The organism is Sphingomonas spermidinifaciens (assembly GCF_002351485.1).
Lineage (GTDB): Bacteria > Pseudomonadota > Alphaproteobacteria > Sphingomonadales > Sphingomonadaceae > Sphingomonas > Sphingomonas spermidinifaciens.
The window spans coordinates 438,484-459,661 of record NZ_NWMW01000001.1; the positions used below are offsets into that span (position 1 = coordinate 438,484).

The 21,178-nt window shown below is 68.5% G+C and carries 21 protein-coding genes, 1 tRNA gene and 1 riboswitch; of the genes, 11 read left to right on the top strand and 11 right to left on the bottom strand.

Features of this window, described 5'->3' with window-relative positions:
• Window positions 1-58: 58 nt before the first annotated feature.
• Window positions 59-430: a glycine cleavage system protein GcvH gene (gene gcvH, locus COC42_RS02120; RefSeq protein ID WP_096341634.1), complete on the bottom strand. Its 372-nt coding sequence runs from the start codon at window positions 428-430 to the stop codon at window positions 59-61.
• Window positions 427-1,599: a glycine cleavage system aminomethyltransferase GcvT gene (gene gcvT, locus COC42_RS02125; protein ID WP_096341635.1), complete on the bottom strand. Its 1,173-nt coding sequence runs from the start codon at window positions 1,597-1,599 to the stop codon at window positions 427-429. The genes gcvH and gcvT overlap by 4 nt, the downstream gene beginning before the upstream one ends.
• A gap of 175 nt (window positions 1,600-1,774) precedes the next feature.
• Window positions 1,775-1,867, bottom strand: a riboswitch (glycine riboswitch).
• A gap of 238 nt (window positions 1,868-2,105) precedes the next feature.
• Between gcvT and mdlC the strand changes: the two genes are divergently transcribed.
• The 6 genes from mdlC to COC42_RS02155 are packed head-to-tail and all read left to right on the top strand — an operon-like array spanning window position 2,106 to window position 10,104.
• Complete coding sequence (gene mdlC, locus COC42_RS02130; RefSeq protein ID WP_096341636.1) at window positions 2,106-3,752, top strand: benzoylformate decarboxylase; 1,647 nt, start codon at window positions 2,106-2,108, stop codon at window positions 3,750-3,752.
• Entirely contained in the window at window positions 3,749-6,202 is a 2,454-nt protein-coding gene (locus COC42_RS02135; protein WP_096341637.1) for a TonB-dependent receptor, read from the top strand. Before mdlC ends, COC42_RS02135 begins: the two co-directional genes overlap by 4 nt.
• An 11-nt stretch (window positions 6,203-6,213) precedes the next feature.
• Window positions 6,214-6,618, top strand: a complete 405-nt coding sequence (locus COC42_RS02140) for a nuclear transport factor 2 family protein (protein WP_096341638.1) — start codon at window positions 6,214-6,216, stop codon at window positions 6,616-6,618.
• A gap of 23 nt (window positions 6,619-6,641) precedes the next feature.
• Complete coding sequence (locus tag COC42_RS02145; protein WP_096341639.1) at window positions 6,642-7,394, top strand: IclR family transcriptional regulator; 753 nt, start codon at window positions 6,642-6,644, stop codon at window positions 7,392-7,394.
• A gap of 48 nt (window positions 7,395-7,442) precedes the next feature.
• On the top strand, window positions 7,443-8,633 hold the full coding sequence (locus COC42_RS02150; protein ID WP_141395762.1) for a retropepsin-like aspartic protease: 1,191 nt from the start codon (window positions 7,443-7,445) through the stop codon (window positions 8,631-8,633).
• 1 nt (window position 8,634) lies between these two features.
• Window positions 8,635-10,104, top strand: a complete 1,470-nt coding sequence (locus tag COC42_RS02155) for a hypothetical protein (RefSeq protein WP_245843768.1) — start codon at window positions 8,635-8,637, stop codon at window positions 10,102-10,104.
• On the opposite strand, the gene modA is transcribed toward COC42_RS02155, so the two are convergent.
• From modA to COC42_RS02170, 3 genes are all read right to left on the bottom strand, one after another.
• A complete protein-coding gene (gene modA / locus COC42_RS02160) occupies window positions 10,101-10,862 on the bottom strand; it encodes a molybdate ABC transporter substrate-binding protein (protein ID WP_425442839.1) in 762 nt (253 codons plus the stop codon). The genes COC42_RS02155 and modA overlap by 4 nt on opposite strands.
• A gap of 11 nt (window positions 10,863-10,873) precedes the next feature.
• Window positions 10,874-11,224 carry a phasin family protein gene (locus COC42_RS02165; protein ID WP_096341642.1) on the bottom strand — a complete coding sequence of 117 codons (351 nt, stop codon included), beginning with the start codon at window positions 11,222-11,224 and terminating at the stop codon, window positions 10,874-10,876.
• Between the two features lie 101 nt (window positions 11,225-11,325).
• The gene (locus COC42_RS02170) at window positions 11,326-12,918 is read right to left on the bottom strand and encodes a serralysin family metalloprotease (RefSeq protein ID WP_217991250.1); all 1,593 of its coding nucleotides are present in this window, start codon (window positions 12,916-12,918) and stop codon (window positions 11,326-11,328) included.
• 148 nt (window positions 12,919-13,066) lie between these two features.
• Here COC42_RS02170 and COC42_RS02175 point away from each other — a divergent pair, with 148 nt between their 5' ends.
• Complete coding sequence (locus COC42_RS02175) at window positions 13,067-13,408, top strand: AprI/Inh family metalloprotease inhibitor (RefSeq protein ID WP_176484531.1); 342 nt, start codon at window positions 13,067-13,069, stop codon at window positions 13,406-13,408.
• 3 nt (window positions 13,409-13,411) lie between these two features.
• On the opposite strand, the gene lepA is transcribed toward COC42_RS02175, so the two are convergent.
• A complete protein-coding gene (lepA, locus tag COC42_RS02180) occupies window positions 13,412-15,223 on the bottom strand; it encodes a translation elongation factor 4 (protein ID WP_096343030.1) in 1,812 nt (603 codons plus the stop codon).
• A 272-nt stretch (window positions 15,224-15,495) separates the two neighbouring features.
• On the opposite strand from lepA, the gene COC42_RS02185 reads away from it, so the two are divergent.
• Window positions 15,496-16,224, top strand: a complete 729-nt coding sequence (locus tag COC42_RS02185) for a CsgG/HfaB family protein (RefSeq protein WP_425442840.1) — start codon at window positions 15,496-15,498, stop codon at window positions 16,222-16,224.
• A 23-nt stretch (window positions 16,225-16,247) separates the two neighbouring features.
• On the opposite strand, the gene COC42_RS02190 is transcribed toward COC42_RS02185, so the two are convergent.
• From COC42_RS02190 to COC42_RS02205, 4 genes are all read right to left on the bottom strand, one after another.
• On the bottom strand, window positions 16,248-16,637 hold the full coding sequence (locus COC42_RS02190; protein ID WP_096341645.1) for a hypothetical protein: 390 nt from the start codon (window positions 16,635-16,637) through the stop codon (window positions 16,248-16,250).
• A 332-nt stretch (window positions 16,638-16,969) separates the two neighbouring features.
• Window positions 16,970-17,046: transfer RNA gene (locus COC42_RS02195), tRNA-Pro, on the bottom strand.
• Between the two features lie 85 nt (window positions 17,047-17,131).
• Complete coding sequence (locus COC42_RS02200; protein ID WP_096341646.1) at window positions 17,132-17,767, bottom strand: glutathione S-transferase family protein; 636 nt, start codon at window positions 17,765-17,767, stop codon at window positions 17,132-17,134.
• A 46-nt stretch (window positions 17,768-17,813) separates the two neighbouring features.
• Window positions 17,814-18,689: a dienelactone hydrolase family protein gene (locus COC42_RS02205; protein WP_096341647.1), complete on the bottom strand. Its 876-nt coding sequence runs from the start codon at window positions 18,687-18,689 to the stop codon at window positions 17,814-17,816.
• A 158-nt stretch (window positions 18,690-18,847) separates the two neighbouring features.
• Between COC42_RS02205 and purS the strand changes: the two genes are divergently transcribed.
• Both purS and purQ read left to right on the top strand, forming a co-directional pair.
• Window positions 18,848-19,081, top strand: a complete 234-nt coding sequence (purS, locus tag COC42_RS02210; RefSeq protein WP_096341648.1) for a phosphoribosylformylglycinamidine synthase subunit PurS — start codon at window positions 18,848-18,850, stop codon at window positions 19,079-19,081.
• Window positions 19,078-19,743: a phosphoribosylformylglycinamidine synthase subunit PurQ gene (gene purQ, locus COC42_RS02215; RefSeq protein WP_096341649.1), complete on the top strand. Its 666-nt coding sequence runs from the start codon at window positions 19,078-19,080 to the stop codon at window positions 19,741-19,743. Before purS ends, purQ begins: the two co-directional genes overlap by 4 nt.
• 98 nt (window positions 19,744-19,841) lie before the next feature.
• Here purQ and COC42_RS02220 read toward each other — a convergent pair whose 3' ends face one another.
• On the bottom strand, window positions 19,842-20,549 hold the full coding sequence (locus tag COC42_RS02220; RefSeq protein ID WP_096343031.1) for a queuosine precursor transporter: 708 nt from the start codon (window positions 20,547-20,549) through the stop codon (window positions 19,842-19,844).
• Between the two features lie 139 nt (window positions 20,550-20,688).
• Between COC42_RS02220 and COC42_RS02225 the strand changes: the two genes are divergently transcribed.
• Window positions 20,689-21,111, top strand: coding sequence for a hypothetical protein (locus COC42_RS02225; protein ID WP_176484532.1), 423 nt, complete (start codon window positions 20,689-20,691; stop codon window positions 21,109-21,111).
• Window positions 21,112-21,178: the final 67 nt, after the last annotated feature.

A 21,178-nucleotide genomic window follows, 5' to 3' on the forward strand; every position in this document is an offset into this window, starting at 1 on the left:
CAGCGCCCGCGGCACCTACCCCACCCCGACCCCTCCCCTGACGGGAAGGGCTTTGTTGTTAGAGCTTCGCGACGAAGTCCTTGTAGGCGGCCTCGTCCATCAGTCCGTCGAGCTCGCTGGTGTCGGCGAGCGTCAGCTTGAAGAACCAGCCCGACCCTTCGGGATCGCTGTTGACCAGCGACGGGTCGTCGGTCAGCGCCGCATTCCCCTCGGTCACGGTGCCGCTCACCGGCGCATAGACATCGCTTGCCGCCTTGACGCTTTCGACCACTGCGGCCTCGCCGCCCTTCGACACCTCGCACCCTTCCTCGGGCACTTCGACGAAGACGATGTCGCCGAGCTGGCCCTGCGCATAGTCGGTGATGCCGACCGTGGCGGTGTCGCCCTCGACCTCGATCCATTCATGTTCGTCGGTGAAGTAACGGGTCACTTGGGCGCTCCCTTGCGGACATAGCGGTGGGGGACGAAGGGCATCGGCACGACGGTGGCGGCGTGCGGCTTGCCCCGCTGGAGAAGCTGGATGGCGGTGCCCGGCGCGGCGAGCGCGGCCGGGACGAAGGCCATGGCGATGGGCTGGCCGACACTGGGCGCAAACCCGCCCGACGTGACGCGGCCGATCGGCGCACCCTCGGCATCGACGACGAGCGCGCCCTCGCGCACCGGCTGGCGTCCCTCGACGGTCAGGCCGACGCGCTTCATCGCGCTGCCGCCGGCATGTTCGGCAAGCACGCGCTCGGCGCCGGGAAAACCACCCTCCTCGCGCCGCCGTTTCGACAGCGCGAAGCCGAGATCGGCCTCGACCGGGGTCGTCTCGGGTGTCAGGTCATGGCCGTAGAGCGGCAACCCCGCCTCGAGCCGCAGCGAATCGCGCGCGCCGAGGCCGATGGGCTTGACTTCGGGCTGGGCGACCAGCGCGTCGGCCAGTGCCTCGACCGCCTCCTCGGGCACCGAAATCTCGAACCCGTCCTCGCCGGTATAGCCCGAGCGGCTGACCCACAGCGCCGCGCCGTTCCAATCGAATGCCCCCGCCTGCATGAAGCCGAGTGCCGCGACGCCCGGCACCAGCCGGTCGAGCGCCTCGACCGCCTTCGGCCCCTGCAGCGCCAGCAGCGCGCGCTCGTCGAGCAGGTTGAGCGTGATCGCGTCGTCCAGCCGCTCGCGAAGGTGGGCGAGATCGTCCCACTTGGTCGCGCCGTTCACGACCATGTAGAACGCGCCCTCACCCTCCCCCAGCGGATCGCCGGCGGGCAGCCGCGCGAGCATCAGGTCGTCGAGGATGCCGCCATCGTCAGCGAGCAGCAGCGAGTAGCGCTGCCGCCCCTCGCCCAGCCCCGCGACATCGGCTGGCAGCAATGCCTCCAGCGCCTCGACCACATCCGGCCCGGCGATGCGCAGCTGGCCCATGTGGCTGACGTCGAACAGCCCCGCGGCATCGCGCACCCACAGGTGCTCGGCCATGATGCCTTCATACTGGATCGGCATGTGATAGCCGGCGAACTCGACCATCCGGGCGCCCTGCGACCGGTGCCAGCCGTCGAGCGGAAGCGTCAGGATCTCAGGCTCGGCAAGCTCGTCTTCGAAAAGGGTATCGTCGGTCAAGCTCGGCTCCACGGATCACAAGGGGTCGTCGCGACGCGCATGACCGGCCGCCCGGGCCCATCATCGCATCGCCCCCTCTGTCACGGGAACCTGAGAGCTTTCCCCGGGGCATACCCGGGTTACCCCTTCGGTGGGCGCGGGGCGGATGGCCCGTTGCCGCTTTCCAGAGCGTCGCCTGACCCGCGCGGTCCTTGGCACCTGAGAGATTCCGGGGCGGTTGCTCCTTCGGTGGCGACCCTTGCGGCCCGCACTCTCCCGCGCGTATCCGCCGGTTGCCCGGCTGCGACGCCACAGACCTGTCGCGGTGCAGCAAGACTGTCAATCGCGCCCGGCCGCCAGCCGCGACAATTCTGCGATGCCTACGGACTTTAGGCGACAGCGGCCAAGTCGCCGCTTGTTTTTGCATCGACGCTCAAGCATGCTTCAATTCAGAACGGCGAATTTTTCACATACAGGAAGCCGGGGAGCAGGATGAACGGGGCGCGACAATCGCGATTCGTCGGCCAATGACCGCCGCGGGGCTCCGCGTCGCGGCGCTCGCGCGTGGCGGGGGGCCGACGGTCCGCGATGCCGTCATGGCGCTGCTGGTCGAGCTCGGCATGACGCGCATCTTCGGCAATCCCGGCTCGACCGAGCTGCCGATGTTCCGCGACCTGCCCGCCGGGTTCAGCTACGAACTCGGCCTTCAGGAAAGCATCGTGCTGGGGATGGCCGACGGCTATGCGCAGGCGAGCGGTCGGGCGGCGCTGGTCAACCTGCACAGCTCGGCGGGGCTCGGCCATGCGATGGGCAACCTGTTCACCGCCTATCGCAACCAGACGCCGCTGGTCGTGACGGCAGGGCAGCAGGCGCGATCGATCCTGCCGCACGAGCCCTTTCTCTATGCCGAGCGCGCGACCGAGCTGCCGCGACCCTTCGTCAAATGGGCATGCGAGCCCGCGCGCGCCGAGGATGTGCCCGCCGCGATCCTGCGCGCGTGGAACGTGGCGATGCAGGCGCCGCGCGGCCCCGCCTTCGTTTCGATCCCCATCGACGACTGGGAACGACCCTGCGCGCCGATCGCCATCGCGAGGTCGAGCCACCGCGTCGCCCCCGATCCGGCCGCGATCGCCGAGGCGGCGGCAATGCTGGGCCGCGCGACCCGAATCGCCATCATCGCCGGCGCCGGCGTGGCGCATGACGGCGCGCGGGCGGCGCTGCTCGACCTCGCCGCGCGGATCGACGCGGGCGTCTGGATCGCGCCGATGGCAGCGCGGAACCCGTTTCCCGAGGACCATGCGCGCTTCCGCGGCTTCCTGCCCGCCTCTCGCGAGGCGATCGTCGCGGCGCTCGACGGACATGACGCGGTGCTGGTCCTCGGCGCTCCCGCTTTCACCCAGCATGTCGAAGGCCATGGGCCGTTCGTGCCGCCGGACAGTGTGCTGATCCAGATGGGCTCCGACCCGGCGCAGGCCGCGCGCCTGCCCGAGGGGCTGGGCATCGTCGGCGACCTGGCGCTCGCCCTCCCCGCCCTCGCCGAGCAGCTGACCGCGCGCCCTCCGAGCGCGACGCCGCCGCCGCGACGTGAACCGCCCGCCGCCGACCGGCTGACCGACGCGCTCCTGATGGCGCGGCTCGCGGCGCTCCGCCCCGATCGCCTGACCGTCGTCGAGGAAGCGCCGAGCACGCGCGGGCCGCTCCACGACCATTTCCCCATTCGCGCCGGAGACGAGTTCCATACCTGCGCCAGCGGCGGGCTCGGCCACGGCCTGCCCGCAGCGATCGGCGTGGCACTCGCGCGGCCGGAGGTGCCGGTGCTCTGCCTGCTCGGCGACGGATCGGCGATGTACGCGATCCAGGGGCTCTGGTCAGCGGCGCAGTCGGGCGCCGATATCGCCTTCGTCATCGTCAACAACGGCGCCTACGCCGCGCTCGACCAGTTCGGCGCGCTGTTCGGGATCGAGGTCGTCGGCTCGAAGCTGCCCGCCATCGACTTCGTCGCCTTGGCCACGGGACAGGGCGTCTCCGCCACCCGCGTCGCCGACCCGGCCGCGCTCGATGCGGCAATCGCGGCGCTGTTCGCCGCCCGCGGGCCGCGCCTGCTCGAAGTCATCGTCAGCAACCCGAACGACGCCGTCGAAGAGCGGCGCGCAATCACGGAGAGGAGCCTATGAAGACCCTGACCGCCGCTGTCGCCGCGCTGCTCGCCTCGACCAGCGCCTATGCTCAGACCTCGCCCACCGGCGACGCCGCCGCCAACCCGGCACAGCAGACGCCCGTCGCCGATCCCGCCGCGCAGGACGATCCCGCCGACATCATCGTCACCGCGCAGAAGCGCGAACAGAGCCTGCAGGACGTCAGCGCCGCGGTCACCGCGATCGGCGCCGACCGCCTCGCCACCAGCCAGGTCGCGAACCTCCAGGACCTTCAGACGATCGTCCCGTCGGTCAATTTCGGGAGCGATTTCAACCAGGCAAAGATCTTCATCCGCGGTGTCGGCGCCAATACCTCGACGACCGGGAGCTCCACCGGCGTCGCGCTGCATGTCGACGGCGTCTATATCGCCCGCGCCGAGGCGCAGCTCACCTCGCTTTTCGACCTCGAGCGGGTCGAGGTGCTGCGCGGGCCGCAGGGCACACTTTATGGCCGCAACGCCGTTGGTGGCTCGGTCAACCTCATCACTGCCAAGCCGACCGCGACGTTCGAGGGTTATGCGCGGCTCACCTACGGCAACTACAACCAGATCTTCGCCGAGACGGCGATCAGCGGGCCGATCACCGACTGGCTGCGCGCCCGCGTCGCCGTCCGCACCGAGAATCGAGACGGCTTCGGCGAGAATCCGGTAACGGGCCGCGACGTCGACGACCTCAAGCGGCGGATGGCCCGCGCGCAATTCGACCTCGACCTCGGCAGCCGGGCCAGCTTCCTCCTGTCGGGCGAGTATTTCCGTCAGGACGACTCCTCGGGCGCGATCCACTATCTGCGCGCCTCCTTCCCCGGCGTGGCGCGCCTCGCTCCGCTCGGCGTCGGCGGCTATGCGGTGCGCCCGCGCGATCTCGCGACCGAGAGCCAGGTGGGCACCGACACCGAAACCTGGGCAGTGACCGGCACCTTTCGCTGGGACCTGAGCGAAGAGATCGGCATCACCAACATCACGAACTACCGCCAGTTCAGGAGCTCGCTGTTCCAGGACCTCGACCTGTCGGCGGTGATCAACAGCCTCGCCACCAATGGTCAGGCGACGACCAATCAGGAGCGCCGGATCGATTCGCGCCAGTTCAGCAACGAGCTGCAACTCAACTACACCGGCGATCTCGGCAGCCTCGTGCTCGGCGCCTTCTACTTTCACGAGCGGCAGCGGCCGATCGACAATGTCGGGCTTGCGCCGCGCAACGGCCAGCTGAGCAACATCGCCGTGCTTCAGGCCGCGGGCATCAGCCTCGACGAGGCGTTCGGCTTGTGCGGCTACGGCCCCGGCACCCTCGCCAACGGCAACCTCATCGCGCCCAAGCGCGTCTGCACCAGGTCGAACCTCGGCACTCGCGCGTTCGCCGTCTTCGGCCAGGCCAACATCGCCCTCGGCAACCTGTTCGGCGGCGGGCTCGACGGCCTCTCGCTCAAGCTCGGCGGTCGATACAGCGCCGAGACGGCGTCGTCGGAAAACCCCTCGATCGTCATCACACGCAACGGCCTTGGCCCGGTCCTGCGCTTCACTGCCGACCAGACGCGCCGTCAGCGCACCTTCCGCGACTTCACGCCTGAGGTCGGCCTGGAATGGAAGGTCAATCCCGACCTGCTCCTTTATTACACCTATTCGGAGGGCTTTAAGGCTGGCTCGGGTGAAAACGCCTCGGGCAGCCGCACGATCGTCGATCCTGAGACGATCCAGAATCACGAAGCGGGCGTGAAGGCGACGCTCGCGCCGGGCTATACCTTCAACCTCGCGGCCTACACCTACACCCTCGACGGACTTCAGCTCAACAAGACGATCGCGGGCGGTCCGACAGGTTACACTACGATCTTCGAAAATGCCGCGAGCACCGAAGCGAAGGGTATCGAGGCGGAGGCCTTTATTCGTCCCGCCCCCAACCTGCGCTTCTCGGGCGCGGTGTCCTATACCGACGCGACGTTCGAGGATTACGTGACGCTCGACCCGCTCAACCCGGCGAACGTGGCGACACCGGGCGCGCCCGCCTACAACCCCGTCACCAATCCCGATCCGACCGCGTTTGGCGCGCCGGGGAGCGGCAACATCCAGCTGGCCGACAACCGCACGCGCAACACCCCCGAATGGGCGTGGAACGTGCACGGCGAGTGGGACGTGCCGGGCGGCGAGCAGTATCTGAACGGCAAGCTCACCGCGATGGCCGACGTGTCCTACAAGAGCCGCATCTATTTCACCGAGTTCGAGCGCGAGATCGAGAGCTCGCGCAGCTACACGATGGTCGATGGCTGGCTCAGCTATCTGACGATGGAGGGCAAGCTGAAGGTCGATCTGTTCGTCAAGAACGCCTTCGATACTTTCCGCCCCTCCTCTACCTTCGCGCTGGCCACGGGACGACTGATCGGCGTCACCTGGCTGCCGCCGCGCACCTATGGCATCGCGATCGGCTACAACTTCTGAAGGAGAACGGCATGGAGCTGACCGAAGAGGAACGCCGCAGCATCGAATGGGACTGCACGCGGCTGGTCAGCCTCTATGCCACGCTCAATGACGAAGGGCGCTGGGCCGAGGTGGCGGCGCTCTATGCCGAGGATGGCGTCATGACGCGCCCGACCGCGCCCGATGTCCCGATCGAGGGGCGCGCGGCAGTCCTGGCGTCGTTCGAGGGGCGGCCGCCGCGCGTCACCCGCCATATCTGCTCGAACATCGTCATCGACGTCGAGGACGCCGACCACGCATCGGGGGCGAGCGTCATGCTGCTCTTCACCGCCTTCGGCCCGCCGCTCGTCGGCAATTTCGACGACCGCTTCGTCCGCACGGGCGAGGGATGGCGCTTCGCTGAGCGGCGCGGTTCGCTCACCTTCGCGCCCTCGTGATCGGCGCGCTATAGCCCGCGATCATGGCCGATTCGCCGCCCCCCATCGCGACCGTCAAATCGGCGATGCGCACGCTCGACATCCTCGAATACGTCGTCGCGCACGGTCGCCCGCTGGTGGCGCAGGAGATCGCCGGTGCGCTGCTGATCCCGGTCTCAAGCCTGTCCTACCTGCTCACCACGCTGGTCGAACGCGGCTATCTGGTGCGCGAGGGGCGGCGTTATTTGGCGGGGCCGCGGCTGGAGCGACTGCATGCGCGAGCGCCGGGCTTTTCGCTGGCCGAGCGCGCCGCACCGCTGGTGCGTGCGCTGCGCGTCCAGCTCAACGAGACGGCCTCCTTCTTCGTCCGCCGCGAATGGGAGTGCGAGGCGGTGGTTACCGAGACCAGCGACCATGCGCTCCGCTATGCCGTGCAGACCGGCCGCCGCGTGCCGCTCCACGGCTTCGCCGCGGGCAAGGCGCTGCTCTCCGCCCTGCCGGAGGACGAGCTCGAACGCTATTTCGCCGAAACCGAGCGGGTGCGGTTCACGCCCACCACCATCTGTTCGGAGGCAGGGCTGCGGGCCGAGATCTTCGCGATCCGCCAGACCGGCTTTGCGCACACGCGCGAGGAGCATACGCCCGGCATCCACGGCGTCGCCCGGCTGGCGATGGTCGATGACGAGCCGATAGGCGCTTTCAGCTTCGCCATTCCCATCGTTCGCTACGACGAGGCAAGCGAGGCGAAGGCGGCAGCGTTGCTCCAGCGCATCACCGATCTGATCGCGGCGAGTTGATCGCCAATCTGCTAGGATGCTGCGACGAAGCGCGCTAGGCGTGCGGCCGTGCGTTGGAACCTCCCCCTTTTGGCGCTCGCCACACTGTCCGCACCCGCGTCGACGGGCACGCCGCGCAAGGCAGTCGAACCGCTGCTCGCTCGAGACGCTGAGACGCGCTGGGTTTCCTTCGACTTCACCCCCGGCAATCAGATCCGCTTTGCGATGGACGTGGGCGGTACCCGCGCCAGCGCGATCCTCGACACCGGCGTCAGCACAAGCGTGGCCTCGCGCGCCTTTGCAGGCCGGGCAGGGCTACGACTGGAGCCGACCCGCGGCGAGCGTGCAGATGCGATCGGCGGCGCGGTGGCGCTCGGCTGGACGCAGGTCGAGCGGCTGACGCTGGGCGGCCTGACACAGGCGCGGGCGCGGCTGGCGGTGGTCGATCTGTCAGCGGTCGCAACCGGCGGGACCGAACCCGTCGATCTCTTGATCGGTAGCGACCTGCTCGCCTGCTGCGCGCTCGACATCGACTATGCCGCGCGCCGCTTTCGCCTGCTGCCAAGCGGCCGGCTGCCCTATGACGGCCCGCGGGCACCGCTGACGCGCCTGCCCCGCACCGGGGTCTTTGCGACCGCCGCGACGATCGGCGGGCGGCAGGTGCGGCCGATCATCGTCGATACCGGCGACGGCGCGTCACTAACGCTGTCGCGCGCCGGCTGGACGGGGCTGCGCGCCCGGCCGCGGGCGATCACCAGCGCCGTCGCCTTCGGCCTGGGCGGTGCGATCGAGACCGATATGGCGGTGCTGCCCGCGGTACGCTTCGGCACGCTCGCCCCCGTGGCGATCGAGACGCGCATCGAGCCGGCCGGCGGTTTCTCGGATCAGACAGGCACGATCGGACGCCTCGGCAATGGCCTGTTCCAGCGCTATCGGGTGCTGATGGACGCCAAGGCCGGTCACATGATCCTGTCGCCGACCGCGGCGGCGAAGGAGGCGCCGCTACGCTCCACCAGCGGCCTGCTGGTCGGCTATGACAGCGGCCGGCTTAGCGTCCTCCACGTCATGCGTGGCAGCCCCGCCGCCGCCGCGGGATGGAAGCCGCGCGAGCAAATCTGCACCGTCAACGGCGCGCCCGTCCCGCCTCCCTCTGGCGGCAGTGTCGATACGAGCTGGTCGGCGGGGACGCCCGGCCGCACCATCGTCTTCGGCATGTGCGACGGGACCGAGCGGCGGCTGACGCTCAAGCGCTTCTACTGACGTGACCGCCCTGCCGACCTGGACGCGAGCCGCGGCTCCGCTGATCGCGCTCACGCTGGCGGCGCTGGCGCTGCGCGCCTGGGATTTCGGCAATCCGGTCATCCATATCGACGAGCAATTCTACCTCCTCGTCGGCCGGCGGATGTGGGACGGTGCGGTGCCGTTCGTCGACATCTGGGACCGTAAGCCCGTCGGCCTCTTCCTCATCTATGCGATGGCGGCGGCATTCCCGGGCGACGGCATCCTGGCCTATCAGCTGATGGCCACCGCCGCCGCGATCGCCACCGCAGCGGTTGTGCGCGTCGCGGCGCTCAGGATCGGCGCGCGCGAAAACGGCGCGCTGCTCGCTGCGCTCGCCTATCTTCTGTGGCTGCCGATGCTGGGAGGGCGCGGCGGGCAGGCGCCGGTCTTCTACAACCTTCTCATCGCACTCGGCGTGTTGTGGACCCTTGCCCTGCCCGCCCGTGCCGCAAGGAACGATCGTGAGGCGATCCTGCGCTCCGGCCTGATCGCCTGCCTGCTTGCAGGGATCGCGATCCAGCTCAAGTACACCGCCGCGGTTGAGGGGGCGTTCATCGGCCTCGCGCACCTGTGGTGGCTGCGACGCGCGGGTGCGGGCTGGCGCGGAACGACGGCCGCCGCCGTCGCGTGGGCGCTGGCGGGGCTCACGCCGACCGCGATCGCCTGTGGCGCCTATGCGGCGATGGGCCCGGCCGCGGCCAAGGCGTTCTGGTTCGCCAATTTCAGTTCGATCTTCCTTCGTCCCCCCTATCCGCCGGACGAACTGGCGATGCGCCTGCTGGGAATCGCCGCGCAGCTGTCGCCGCTGATCGCCTGCACGCTGCTCGGCTGGCGGCTGCGGCGGCGGCCAACGCCCGCGCCGCTCGGCCTCGCTTATGCCTGGCTGATCGCGGCTCTGTTCGGCTTCGCGGCGATCGGCACCTTCTTCGATCATTATGCGCTGCCGCTGGTCGCACCGCTGGCGCTCCTTTCGGCGACCACCTTCGGTCGGCGTCCGCGTGCGGCAGTGGGCGCGCTGGGGCTTGGCCTGCTGCTGTTCCTCGCCGAGCGCGCCTTCGTGCCCGACGACGGCCCCGGCGCGCGTGAGACGGCGCGGCTCGTCCGGCTCAACGCACGCGGCGAATGCCCTTATGTGTTCATCGGCGACACCATCACCTATCACCTGTCAGGCAGCTGCCTGCCAACCGCCTACGCCTTTCCCAACCTCCTCGCCTATTCGACCGAGCAGGGCGCGACGGGCATCGATGAGGCGGCCGAGGTGCGCCGCATCCTCGCTGTGCGGCCGCCGGTTATCGTCAGCTCGACGCGCACGCTGACGATCTGGAACCCGGCGAGCCTTGCTGCGGTCAAGGCGGCGATGCGGCGGGATTATCGCCGCGTCTGGACGACGCCGCGGAACGGCTGGCGGACCGTCCTCTACCTTCGAAACGATCTGAGCTTTCGCCGCTAGGGCGCCGTGAAACCATAGCGTTTGAAGATCGCCTGTCCTCGCCGGCTCAGCAGGAAGCGGCGAAAGGCCTCGCCGCCCGGGTCGCGCGATCGGGCAAGCCGGGCGATCGGGTAGCGGATCGGCGGATGGCTCGCGGCCGGGAACACCCCGACCACACGCACGCCGCGCGCAGCCCGCGCATCGGTGGCGTAGACGATGCCAAGCGCCGCCGCGCCGCGCTCGACCAGCGCCAGCGCGGCGCGGACATTCTCGGCGCGCGCCACTCTCCCGGCGACGCCGCGCCAAGCGCCCAACCGCTCGAGGGCCGCCTTGCCATAGCGGCCGGCAGGCACCGCATCGGGATCGGCCATCGCAAGCCGCCCCTTGCCGAGTGTGCGACCCAGGTCGAGCCCCGGTCGGATCACGACCCGCGCCCGGCTCGTAACCGGCGCCACCAGCACCAGCCGGTTGCCAGCCAGGTTTGCGCGCGTGCGCGGCACGATCAGGCCGCGCCGCTCGATATCGCCCATCCAGGGTTCGTCGGCCGACACGAACAGGTCCGCGGGTGCGCCCGCCGCGATCTGCCGCGCCAGGGCCGAGGAGGCGGCATAGGACAGGATCGGGCGGGGCCGCCCCGGCCCGGCATAACGATCCGCCGCCGCGTCGAGCGCATCCTGCATGCTCGCTGCCGCCAATACCAGCGGGCCGCGCTGCGCAAAGGCAGGGGTTGCCCCCAGCGCAAGCGCGAGGGCAGCCAGAATCAGGCGACGAGCCGGCAGTCGATCTCGGCTCAACGGCGACCTGTCATCTGGCCCATCGCGTTGCGGCCAAACTCGGCAATCAGTTCGCCGATTTCGCGCACCTGCGCGACCGACCGGCTACCCTGTTCGCGCAGATAATCCGACTGGATGCGCATCACGTCGCTCAGGTCGTTCGCCTGTGCCGCGGCGCGCATCGCCTGGAACGCCTCGCGCGTGTTCGTCTCCGCCTGATCGAGCATCTTGAGGCCGAGCTGCGATCCGGCGTCCGCCATCGTCTCGCCGGCTGCCTTCATCCGCTCGCCAGCGGCCTCGAATTGGCTGGCGCCGGCCTGCGCCGCGCTGCTCGCCTGATCGATCGCTTCATTGGGGTTCTTCGCCATGATCGTCGCTCCCGTTGCTGTCGGCTCGACGCCCGAACGGGAGGCTTGTTCCACAAGCCTTGGTGCCGGACGAGCCTGATTCGCCCGCCCGGCCCCATGAGTCAGAGGATGACGTCGGACTGCGTCAGCTGGCCGTTCACCTGCAGCGAGAAATCGGCCACCCGGTCGCCGTTGACGTCGAGGGTCAGCGTCGTGAACCCCGTTGTCGCATTGTAGGCGAGCCGCGCCTCGCCGCCGGCGCCGGTGAAGGCGCCGACCACGCTGAACGCCTGGTCGCCCGACACCGCCGTGCGCGCGTCGATTGCCGACAGATCGATCCGGTCGCTGCCCCGCGTGAAGTCGAGGATCTGGTCCGCCGCGCTCACCAGCGAATCCGACAGCTGGTCGTAGACGAAGCGGTCCGCCCCTGCCCCGCCATAGAGCTGGTCGGCGCCGCCATTGCCGTCGATCACGTCGTTGCCGCCATTGCCGCGGATCACATTGACCACGTCGTTGCCGATGATGATATCGGCGCCCGACCCGCCACTGGCATTCTCGATCGTCACGCCGCGGGCGATCGCGACATTCCCGGTCAGCCCGCCGACGTTCGAGAAGTTGCCGTCGTTGAGGTCGATGCGCTGCGCCTGGCTATAGCCCGAGAAGTTGAGCGTGTCGTTGCCGCCCGCATCCCAGACAGCGAAGATCACCGGGCTCGACGACGATGTCGCCGAATAGAAGTCGCGGCCGGTGTTCGACGAAAAGCCATAGACCGTGTCACCCGTTCGCGTGGCGAGATTGGCGCCATAAAGCCGCTGGATCGCAGCAATGTCGTCGAGCAGCGGCGCGGCGGCATAATAGCCGCCATTGTTGCCACCGGTGTTGCTTTCCGACCAGTAGCTCATCAGCGAATACTGACGCGTATCCTCGTAATAGAGCGCGCTGTTCGCATAGGTGGGCGATCCGTTGCCGGCATTGTAATCGCCCGGATGGCCGAGGCCGAGAGCGTGGCCGATCTCGTGCGTCAGCACCTGCCGCCCGTAGTTGAGGTTGGCGGGCGCGCGATTGTAGCTCAGCGAGCTGTTGTACCAGCTGTCGCCGCCCACCCCGTTGCCCGGATAATAGGCGAACGCCGCCGCGCCCGAGGCGCCCGACGAATAATTGCCGAACAGCATCTGCGCGTTGTTGCTGTACGCGCCCGACCCGCTCGTCCCGCTGCCGACGCGCTGGAAGGTCAGGTTGGCGACGTCGGACCAGCTTTGCAGCGATAGCAACGTCTGGTTGATCTGCGTCGCGTTGAAGACCGAGAAGCCCGCGGTCCCGTTGGGCATCGATGCCGGCGCGCTCGCGCGAAAGGCAAAGGTGATCGTCGCTGGGTCCCCCAGCGCGCCGGTGCCCGACCCGTTCCACGTCGTGTTGGCGCGACCGATCTGCGCCGCCGCCTCGTCGATGGTGAAGCTCTGCTTGCCGTTGCTGCCCGACCCGCCGCGATCGTCGAGGTTGAGCGCCGCCAGCGATCCGCCATCGCCGCCACCGCCGCGCCCCGGCCGGCTCGGCTCGACGAACCCGTCGCAGCCACACCCGCAGCCGCCCTGTGCGGCAAGCGCGTCGGAATGACCCGCGGGCATCGCCGCCAGGGTCGTCGAGAAGGCATTCAGGAGGTAGGACTGGTCGGTGCCCAGATCCTCCGCAAACTGAAGATGCGACAACGGCTTCATGTACGAAACTCCCCTTCACCCGACCGGCCGCCCCATCGCTGACCGATCCCGCCACGGCGAGGGCATGCCCCGCCGCCGTTCGAAAAGTTTCGCCCAATTCGTTAACGCGACAATACTCGCCGCCCTCGTTTCATCGCAAGGAGCGCCCGTGAACGCCCAATCGCCCGATACCCGCGCCAGCCTGCGCATGGCCGAGGCCGCCTCGCTGACCGGCCGCTGGACCGTTACCGTTACCGCCGGAAAAGATTGCAGAATCGAGTTGCTCGCCGCGCGGCTGGAAAGCGCGAACGCGCATCTCCTTGCCGACGAATCGGGTTGCCTCGCCGCGCTTGCCGGCGCGCCGGTCGCCGGCTGGCGGCCCGCGCCCGACGGGATCGAGATCGCCGCCGCGGATCGTCGGACGCTGCTGTCCTTTGCCGATCAGGGCGACGGCACCGCCATCGCCGCGACGCCCGGCGGGCAGGCGACGCTCAGCCGCGCCGCCGACTGACGCTCAACTGTCGTCGCCCATTCGCAGCGCGGCGATAAAGGCCTCCTGCGGGATGCTGACCGAGCCGTACTCGCGCATCCGCTTCTTGCCTTCCTTCTGCTTGTCGAGGAGCTTGCGCTTGCGGCTGATGTCGCCGCCATAGCATTTGGCGGTCACATCCTTGCGCAGCGCCGCGATCGTCTCGCGCGCCACGACCTTGCCGCCGATCGCCGCCTGGATCGGGATCTTGAACAGGTGACGCGGGATCAGGTCCTTCAGCCGCTCGCACATGCCGCGCCCGCGGCTCTCGGCGGTCGAGCGGTGGACGATCATCGACAGGGCATCGACGGGCTCGTTGTTGACGAGGATGCTCATCTTGACGAGGTCGCCCTCGCGATAGCCGACCTGCTCATAGTCGAAACTGGCATAGCCGCGGCTGATCGACTTCAGCCGGTCGTAAAAGTCGAACACCACTTCGTTGAGCGGCAGCTCGTACTTCACCTGCGCGCGGCCACCGACATAGGTCAGGTCCTTCTGAATGCCGCGGCGGTCCTGGCACAGCTTCAGGATCGGGCCGAGATATTCGTCGGGGACATAGATCGTTGCCTCGATCCACGGCTCCGCGATGGTCTCGATCCGGTTGGGATCGGGCATGTCGGCCGGGTTGTGGAGCTCGAGGTGCCCGCCGCCATGCGTCAGCTCGATCTGATAGACCACCGACGGGGCGGTGGTGATGAGGTCGAGGTCATATTCGCGGCTCAGCCGTTCCTGAATGATCTCGAGGTGCAGGAGGCCGAGAAACCCGCAGCGGAAACCGAAGCCGAGCGCCGCGGAGGTCTCCATCTCGAAGCTGAAGCTCGCATCGTTCAGGCGCAGCTTGCTGATCGATTCGCGCAGCTTCTCGAAGTCGTTGGCGTCGGTCGGGAACAGGCCGCAGAACACGACCGGCTGCACCTCCTTGAATCCCGGCAGCGGCTCGGCCGCCGGCTTCTTCGCGTCGGTCAGCGTGTCGCCGACGCGCGCCTGCGCCACTTCCTTGATCTGCGCGGTGATGAATCCGATCTCGCCGGGCCCAAGGTCCGCCAGTTGCTCGATCTTGGGCCGGAAACAGCCGACGCGGTCGACGAGGTGCGTCGTCCCCGACTGCATGAACTTGACCTGCTGGCCCTTCTTCAGCGTCCCGTCCATCACGCGGACGAGAATGACGACGCCCAGATACGGGTCGTACCAGCTGTCGACGAGCATAGCCTTCAATGGCGCGTTGGCGTCGCCCTTGGGCGGCGGAATGCGCTCGCAGACGGCGTTCAGGATATCCTCGATGCCGATCCCCGCCTTGGCGCTCGCCAGCACCGCGTTCGAGGCGTCGAGGCCGATGATCTCCTCGATCTCGTGCCGCACCTTCTCGGGCTCGGCCGAGGGCAGGTCGATCTTGTTAATGACGGGCACGATCTCATGGTCGTGCTCGATCGACTGATAGACGTTGGCGAGCGTTTGCGCCTCCACCCCCTGCGCCGCATCGACGACGAGCAGCGCGCCCTCGCACGCGGCAAGGCTGCGGCTCACCTCATAGGCGAAGTCGACATGGCCCGGCGTGTCCATCAGGTTGAGGACGTAATCCTCGCCGTCCGGCGCCTTCCAGTCGAGGCGCACGGTCTGCGCCTTGATGGTGATGCCGCGTTCCTTCTCGATGTCCATGTTGTCGAGCACCTGCTCGGACATCTCGCGGTCAGCGAGGCCGCCGGTACGCTGGATCAGGCGGTCGGCCAGCGTCGACTTGCCATGGTCGATATGGGCGATGATCGAGAAATTGCGGATCTTGGACTGGGGCGTGCTCATGGTCGGCGCGGCCGATAGCATCGAAAGCGGCGGTTGCCAAAGTGCCCTTTCCGCCGGGGCCATGGCGATGTTATGGACGCTTCCCGCGCGGCCGGGGGGGTGATCGTCCGCGCGCGTCAGCGTTGCGTCCGCGGCCGGGGCGAGCAAGCCGCCGGCATCATGCCAGTCCGGGGGAGCCATTCGCAATGCATCGTCTCATTTCCGCCGCCGTCGCCGGCGCGCTGGTCGCCAGCCATCTTGCCGTGCCGGCGCCGCTGTCGGCGCAGACTTCGATGTCGTCGGGCCGCACCAATCGGGACGGAACCACGCGCGGCGCCAGTTCGGGGCGGCGCGATCAGGAGCGCGCCCAGCGCGATATTCCGCGCTGTCAGAAGAAGCTCGGCACCATCGCCATCGTCGAGCCCGAGAACCAGTGGTGGCGCGAGCTCAACCTTGGCAGCCCGGAGGCGATCCTCAAGGTGTTCGTCCAGCAGTCGGGCTGCTTCACGATGGTCAATCGCGGCCGATCGATGCAGAGCCGCGCGATGGAGCGCGCGCTCGCCGAGCAGGGCGAGCTGCAGGCGGGCTCGAATCTCGGCCGCGGCCAGGTGCGCACGGCTGACTATTTCCTCGAGCCGAACATCGTTCAGGCCAACCGCAATTCGGGGGGCAGCGGCATCGGCGGGGCGCTGGGCGGCCTGATCGGCGGCTTCGCAGGCGGGATCGTCGGCGGCATCAACATGAAGAAGCGCGAGGCGAGCGTCACGCTGTCGGTCGTCAATGCCCGCACGACCGAGGAAGAGGCGTTGACCGAGGGCTATGCCCGCAAGACCGATATCGGCTTTGGTGGCGGCGGCGGCGGCTTCTTCGGCGCTTTCGCCGGCGTGGGCGGCGGCGGCTATGCCAATACCGAGATCGGGCAGGTCATCGTCCTTGCCTATCTCGACGCCTATACCAAGCTGGTGGACGAGATGGGCGGCCTGCCCACCGATGCGGCCGCCGCGGCGCCCATCGCGCAGTGAGCCGCGCCCCGTCGCCCGGATCGTCACCGGGCGACGGGCGGCTGTCGCCTGAAGTCATAGGCGGCCTCCCCCTTATAGAGGGTGATCCGCGTCGGCGACGGCAGCCGGTCGAGGCGGAGCTTCACTGCACGCGCCGAGCCGTCGATCTCAAAGCGTCGATAGGGGAAGGCACCGACATAGACGCGGGGCAGGACATAGGGGCCTGCCGCGTCACGGCTCACGACATAGCGGACTGCCTTTTGCCCGTTGAGCAGCATGTCGCCGCCCGACAGCTCGACCGTGCCGCAGCACATGTTGCGGTACACGCCCGCCTCGCCCGCCGGCACATAGGGGTCGTGGATGAAGAGCCGATATCCGCCCGCAAGCAGCGCGGCGACGAGGAGGACCAGACCCGCAGCGCGCCATCGAGCCATCCTGACCTCCTTATCCCGTTAAGATGGCGCTAAAGCCACATATGTAGACCTTGGAGTCAAGTGAGGTTAGGGGGGACGCGACTGCTGGTCGTTTGCTCCTGCAAATGCCAGACTACAGGGTCAGGCCCTGCGCCGCCTTGGCTGGCCCTGGCTTCCCGGCTGCGCGGCAATACCATCGGAGGTGTTTGTCGGGGCGACCTGCGCGTTGATGTCGCAGTAGGGCGGCTTTCCGTTACCGGCCGGGCGGTGACCCGCGCAACACGCCCAGACATGAAACGCGGCCAAAAGGACGCCGCGATGACACGCGGACTCGCGAAAAGCGGGAAAGAAATTGGTCGGGGAAAGAGGATTCGAACCTCCGGCCCCTGCCTCCCGAAGACAGTGCTCTACCAGGCTGAGCTATTCCCCGACCGGCGCCGACGGGGCGAACCCCGCTGGCGAGGCGGGCCGTATAGCAGCCTCGCCCGCCGACGCAAGCGGCCTCGCGCGACTTTCTACGCGGGCGCCGCGGCGCGCATTTCGGCAATCAGCGCATCGTCGATCGCCTTGGCGCTGCGATAGGCCTCGCGCTCGAGCAGCCGGGCGGCATAGCCCTCGAACGCTGGCAGCTTGGGCAATGTCCCGAACTGCGTCCCCCAGATCACCTGCGCCCCGACATAGACGTCGGCGGCGGTGAAGCGCCCCGCCGCGACATAGTCATGATCCTTCAGCCAGCTTTCGAGCGCCGCCACCGCACGGTCATAGCTGCCGAAGCCCGCCATCGCCTCCTTGTCCTCGGGCACCTCCATTCCCAGCGCGCGGGTGATGACCGCCTGCTCGAGCGGCCCCGCCGCGAACAGCAGCCAGCGATAATAGTCCCCGCGATCGGCGGGCGGCGGCGCCAGCTCACGCTCCGGCACCGCGTCCGCCAAATAGGCGCAGATCGCTGCGCACTCGGTCACAACCTGTCCGTTGTGGACGATCGCCGGCACCTTCCCCATCGGGTTGATCGCCAGATAGTCGGGCGCCTTCATCGTCGTGCCATAGTCGAGCACCACGACGCCGTGCGGCAGGCCCGTCTCGTGGACCATCCAGCGGGCGATCTGCCCGCGCGACATAGGGTTGGTATAGAGCGTCAGTTCGTCGGCCATCGTCCCTCTCCTTCGTGTGCGAACAAAACACGAACGCGGAGTTTGGTCAACGCAGCTTGCGATCGAACAGCGCCAGCGTACGATCCCAGGCGAGCTTGGCCGCGGCAGCATTGTACCGCTCGGCCGAGGTATCGTTGTTGAAGGCGTGCTCGACGCCCGGATATTCGTATACGGCGACGTCCTTGCCCGCCGCCTTCAGTGCCGCGCCCCAGGGCTTGGCGGTCGAATTGACACGCGCGTCGTTGCCGGCGAGCTGGAGGATGATCGACGCGCCGACCTTGGCCGCCTCGGACGGATCGGGCGCGGGGCCGTAATAGCTGACCGCCGCGTCGAGCCCCTGCCCCGCCGCCACCGCGACACGGTTCACCATCGCCCCACCCCAGCAGAAGCCGACGACCCCCACCTTCATCGGCTTGCGGTCGCGGATGCCGAGAGATTTCACCGCGCCGGCGGCGGCCGCGACAGTCTGTGCAAGGTCGAGCTTGCCGATCAGTTCGCGTGCCTGGTCGGCATCGGCGGGCGTCCCGCCCACGGGCGACAGGAAATCGGGCGCGACGGCGATGTAGCCTGCAAGCGCGACACGGCGCGCCACATCCTCGATATGCGCGTTGAGGCCGCGATTTTCGTGAATGACCATCACGACACCGCGCCCGCCAGCGGCCGATGCAGGCGTCGCGAAATAAGCGTTGAGCGGCTCGCCGACCCCGGTCGGCACCGGGGCACGCGTCGTCCTCAGCCGCTTGTCGCCCGGATCGACCTGCTGCGCCGCCGCCGGCGACGCGGCCACCGCGGCGATCAGCGCCTCCGCCGCGGCGACGCTGCCCGCCAGCGCGGTCATTTCGGTCAGCAGCCGGCGGCGGTCGCGATGCTCGTGGGTGAAGGCGTCGTAGAGATCGATGGCGTGGCGGCGCAGATCGGTCATGGCAGCATCTCTCCCGGCGAGTCGCATCGTCTGACCGGCAGCCTAGCGCGCCCTCCGGGTCCGCGGAACCGCCGGCGCGAACGAACGCGCGGGTTGCGGCGACGGCCTGCTCGCGCCATAGCGGCGGCGATCCCGCCCCCTAGCGAACAGGCCGTCCCATGAAACTCCGCGTTGTCGTGACCCTCAAGCCCGGCGTCCTCGATCCGCAGGGCAAGGCGATCCAGCACGCGCTGGGTTCTCTGGGCTTCGACGGCGTCGCCGACGTGCGCGCGGGCAAGATCTTCGAGCTCGACGTGGCCGAGGGCACGAGCGATGCGGCGATCGGCGAGATGTGCGAGAAGCTGCTCGCCAACACCGTCATCGAAAACTACCGGATCGAGCACGTCGCATGAAGTCGGCGGTCATCGTCTTCCCCGGATCGAACTGCGACCGCGACGTCGCCGTGGCAATCGAGGCTGTGACCGGCACCGCCCCGGCAATGGTCTGGCATGGCGAGAGCGAACTGCCCGCGGGCACCGACCTGATCGCGCTGCCGGGCGGCTTTTCCTATGGCGATTACCTTCGCTGCGGCGCGATCGCGGCGCGGTCGGCGGTGGTGAAGAGCGTGGTCGCGGCGGCCGAACGCGGCGTGCCGGTGATCGGCATCTGCAACGGCTTTCAGATCCTGACCGAGATCGGCCTGCTGCCCGGCGCGCTGATGCGCAACAAGCGGCTCGATTTCGTCTGTCGCGACGTCGATCTGACCGTGGTCAGCAGCCAGTCGATCTTCACCAGCGGCTATGACGCGGGCGAAACCATCCGCATCCCCGTCGCACACCATGACGGCAACTATTTCGCCGACGAGGCGACGCTCGACCGGCTCGAGGGCGAGGGCCGCGTCGCCTTCCGCTATGCCGAGGACGTCAACGGCTCGGCGCGCGGGATTGCTGGGCTGCTCAACGACCGCGGCAACGTGCTGGGCATGATGCCGCACCCCGAGCGCAGGATCGAGGATGCGCATGGCGGCGCCGACGGGCGGCGGCTGTTCGAGGGACTGGTGAAGGCGGTCGCCTGACGATCGTCACGCCGGACTTGATCCAGGGTTCCGCTGTCTCCTCGACGATCGCCGAGAAGAAGCTGGATCCCGGATCTCATGTGGGATGACTTGAGTGGTTAAACCTGCGTCCGGAACGGCGTGAAGTTCGTCCCCCGGTCGAACACGTCCACCCCTTCGGCGCGCTTCAGGCCGCCGACTACCCAATAGGTGAACGGGGTGAGCAACACCTCCCACGCCACCTTCATCGCCCAGTTGGTGACCATCACCGTCAGCACCTGGTCGGTCGTCCACACGCCGAGGAACGCGACCGGGTAGAAGATCAGGCTGTCCACCGCCTGTCCCACCACGGTCGAGCCGATCGTCCGGCTCCAGAGCGCGCGCCCCTCGGTCAGCAGCTTCATCCGCGCGAGGACGAAGCTGTTGACGAACTCGCCCGCCCAGAAGGCAGTGATCGAGGCGATGACGATCCGCCAGACCTGCCCGAATACGCTCTCATAGGCCGTCTGCCCTTCCCAGCCCGGCGCGGGCGGCAGGCTGACCACCACCCAGCTCATCAGCGCAAGGAAGACGAGCGCACCGAACCCCGCCCAGATGCAGCGCCGCGCGCGCGCGTAGCCATAGACCTCCGTCAGCACGTCGCCGATGACGTAGCTGACCGGGAAGAACAGGATCCCCGCCCCGAACACGAACCCGCCCACCGACGACAGTTTCGCCGCGCCGATGACGTTCGACAGGACGAGGACGACGACGAATGCCGCCATCACGAAGTCGAAATAGCGGAACGGGCGGTCGCGCAGCTGCGCGGCATCGGTGGCGGCGGTCATCGCCGCGGCTTGTCGCATGCGACCGCGGCGTCATCAACCGCCCGAAAGACGATGCGCACCCTCCGGGCAAAATGTCGGGTACGCAACAAAAGGCTCGCCTGCTGCATTTCGTTTCCGCGGGGGAAAAAAGGAGATGGCGATGCGTGCGATCAAACTGGCGCTGGCGAGCGCGGCGCTGGGCGGCGTAGCCCTGTCGGCGGGCTGTTCGGACTACGGCCTCGGTGGTCCGCGTTACGCGGGCGGCGGCTATTCGGCCTATGACTGGAATCGGCCGGACCCGTCCTATGGCGGCTATTATGCCGACCGCTATTATCGCGACGATCCGCGCTATCGCCCCCGCCGCCTGTCGCGCAACGACCGCGTCTATGCCGGGCAGGACGGGCGTTACTATTGCCGCCGCTCGGACGGGACGACAGGCCTGATCGTCGGCGGCCTCGCGGGCGGCGTGCTCGGCACGGCTCTGCGCCCCGGCGGCTCGGGCCTGCTGGGCGCATTGCTGGGCGGCGCGGCGGGCGCGGCGGCGGGCGAGGCGATCGACCGCAACAACGTCGAGTGCCGCTGAGCGACACCAAAAAGGGCGCCGATCGAAAGATCGGCGCCCCTCTCTAGATCGTGCTCCCGCGAGGGCG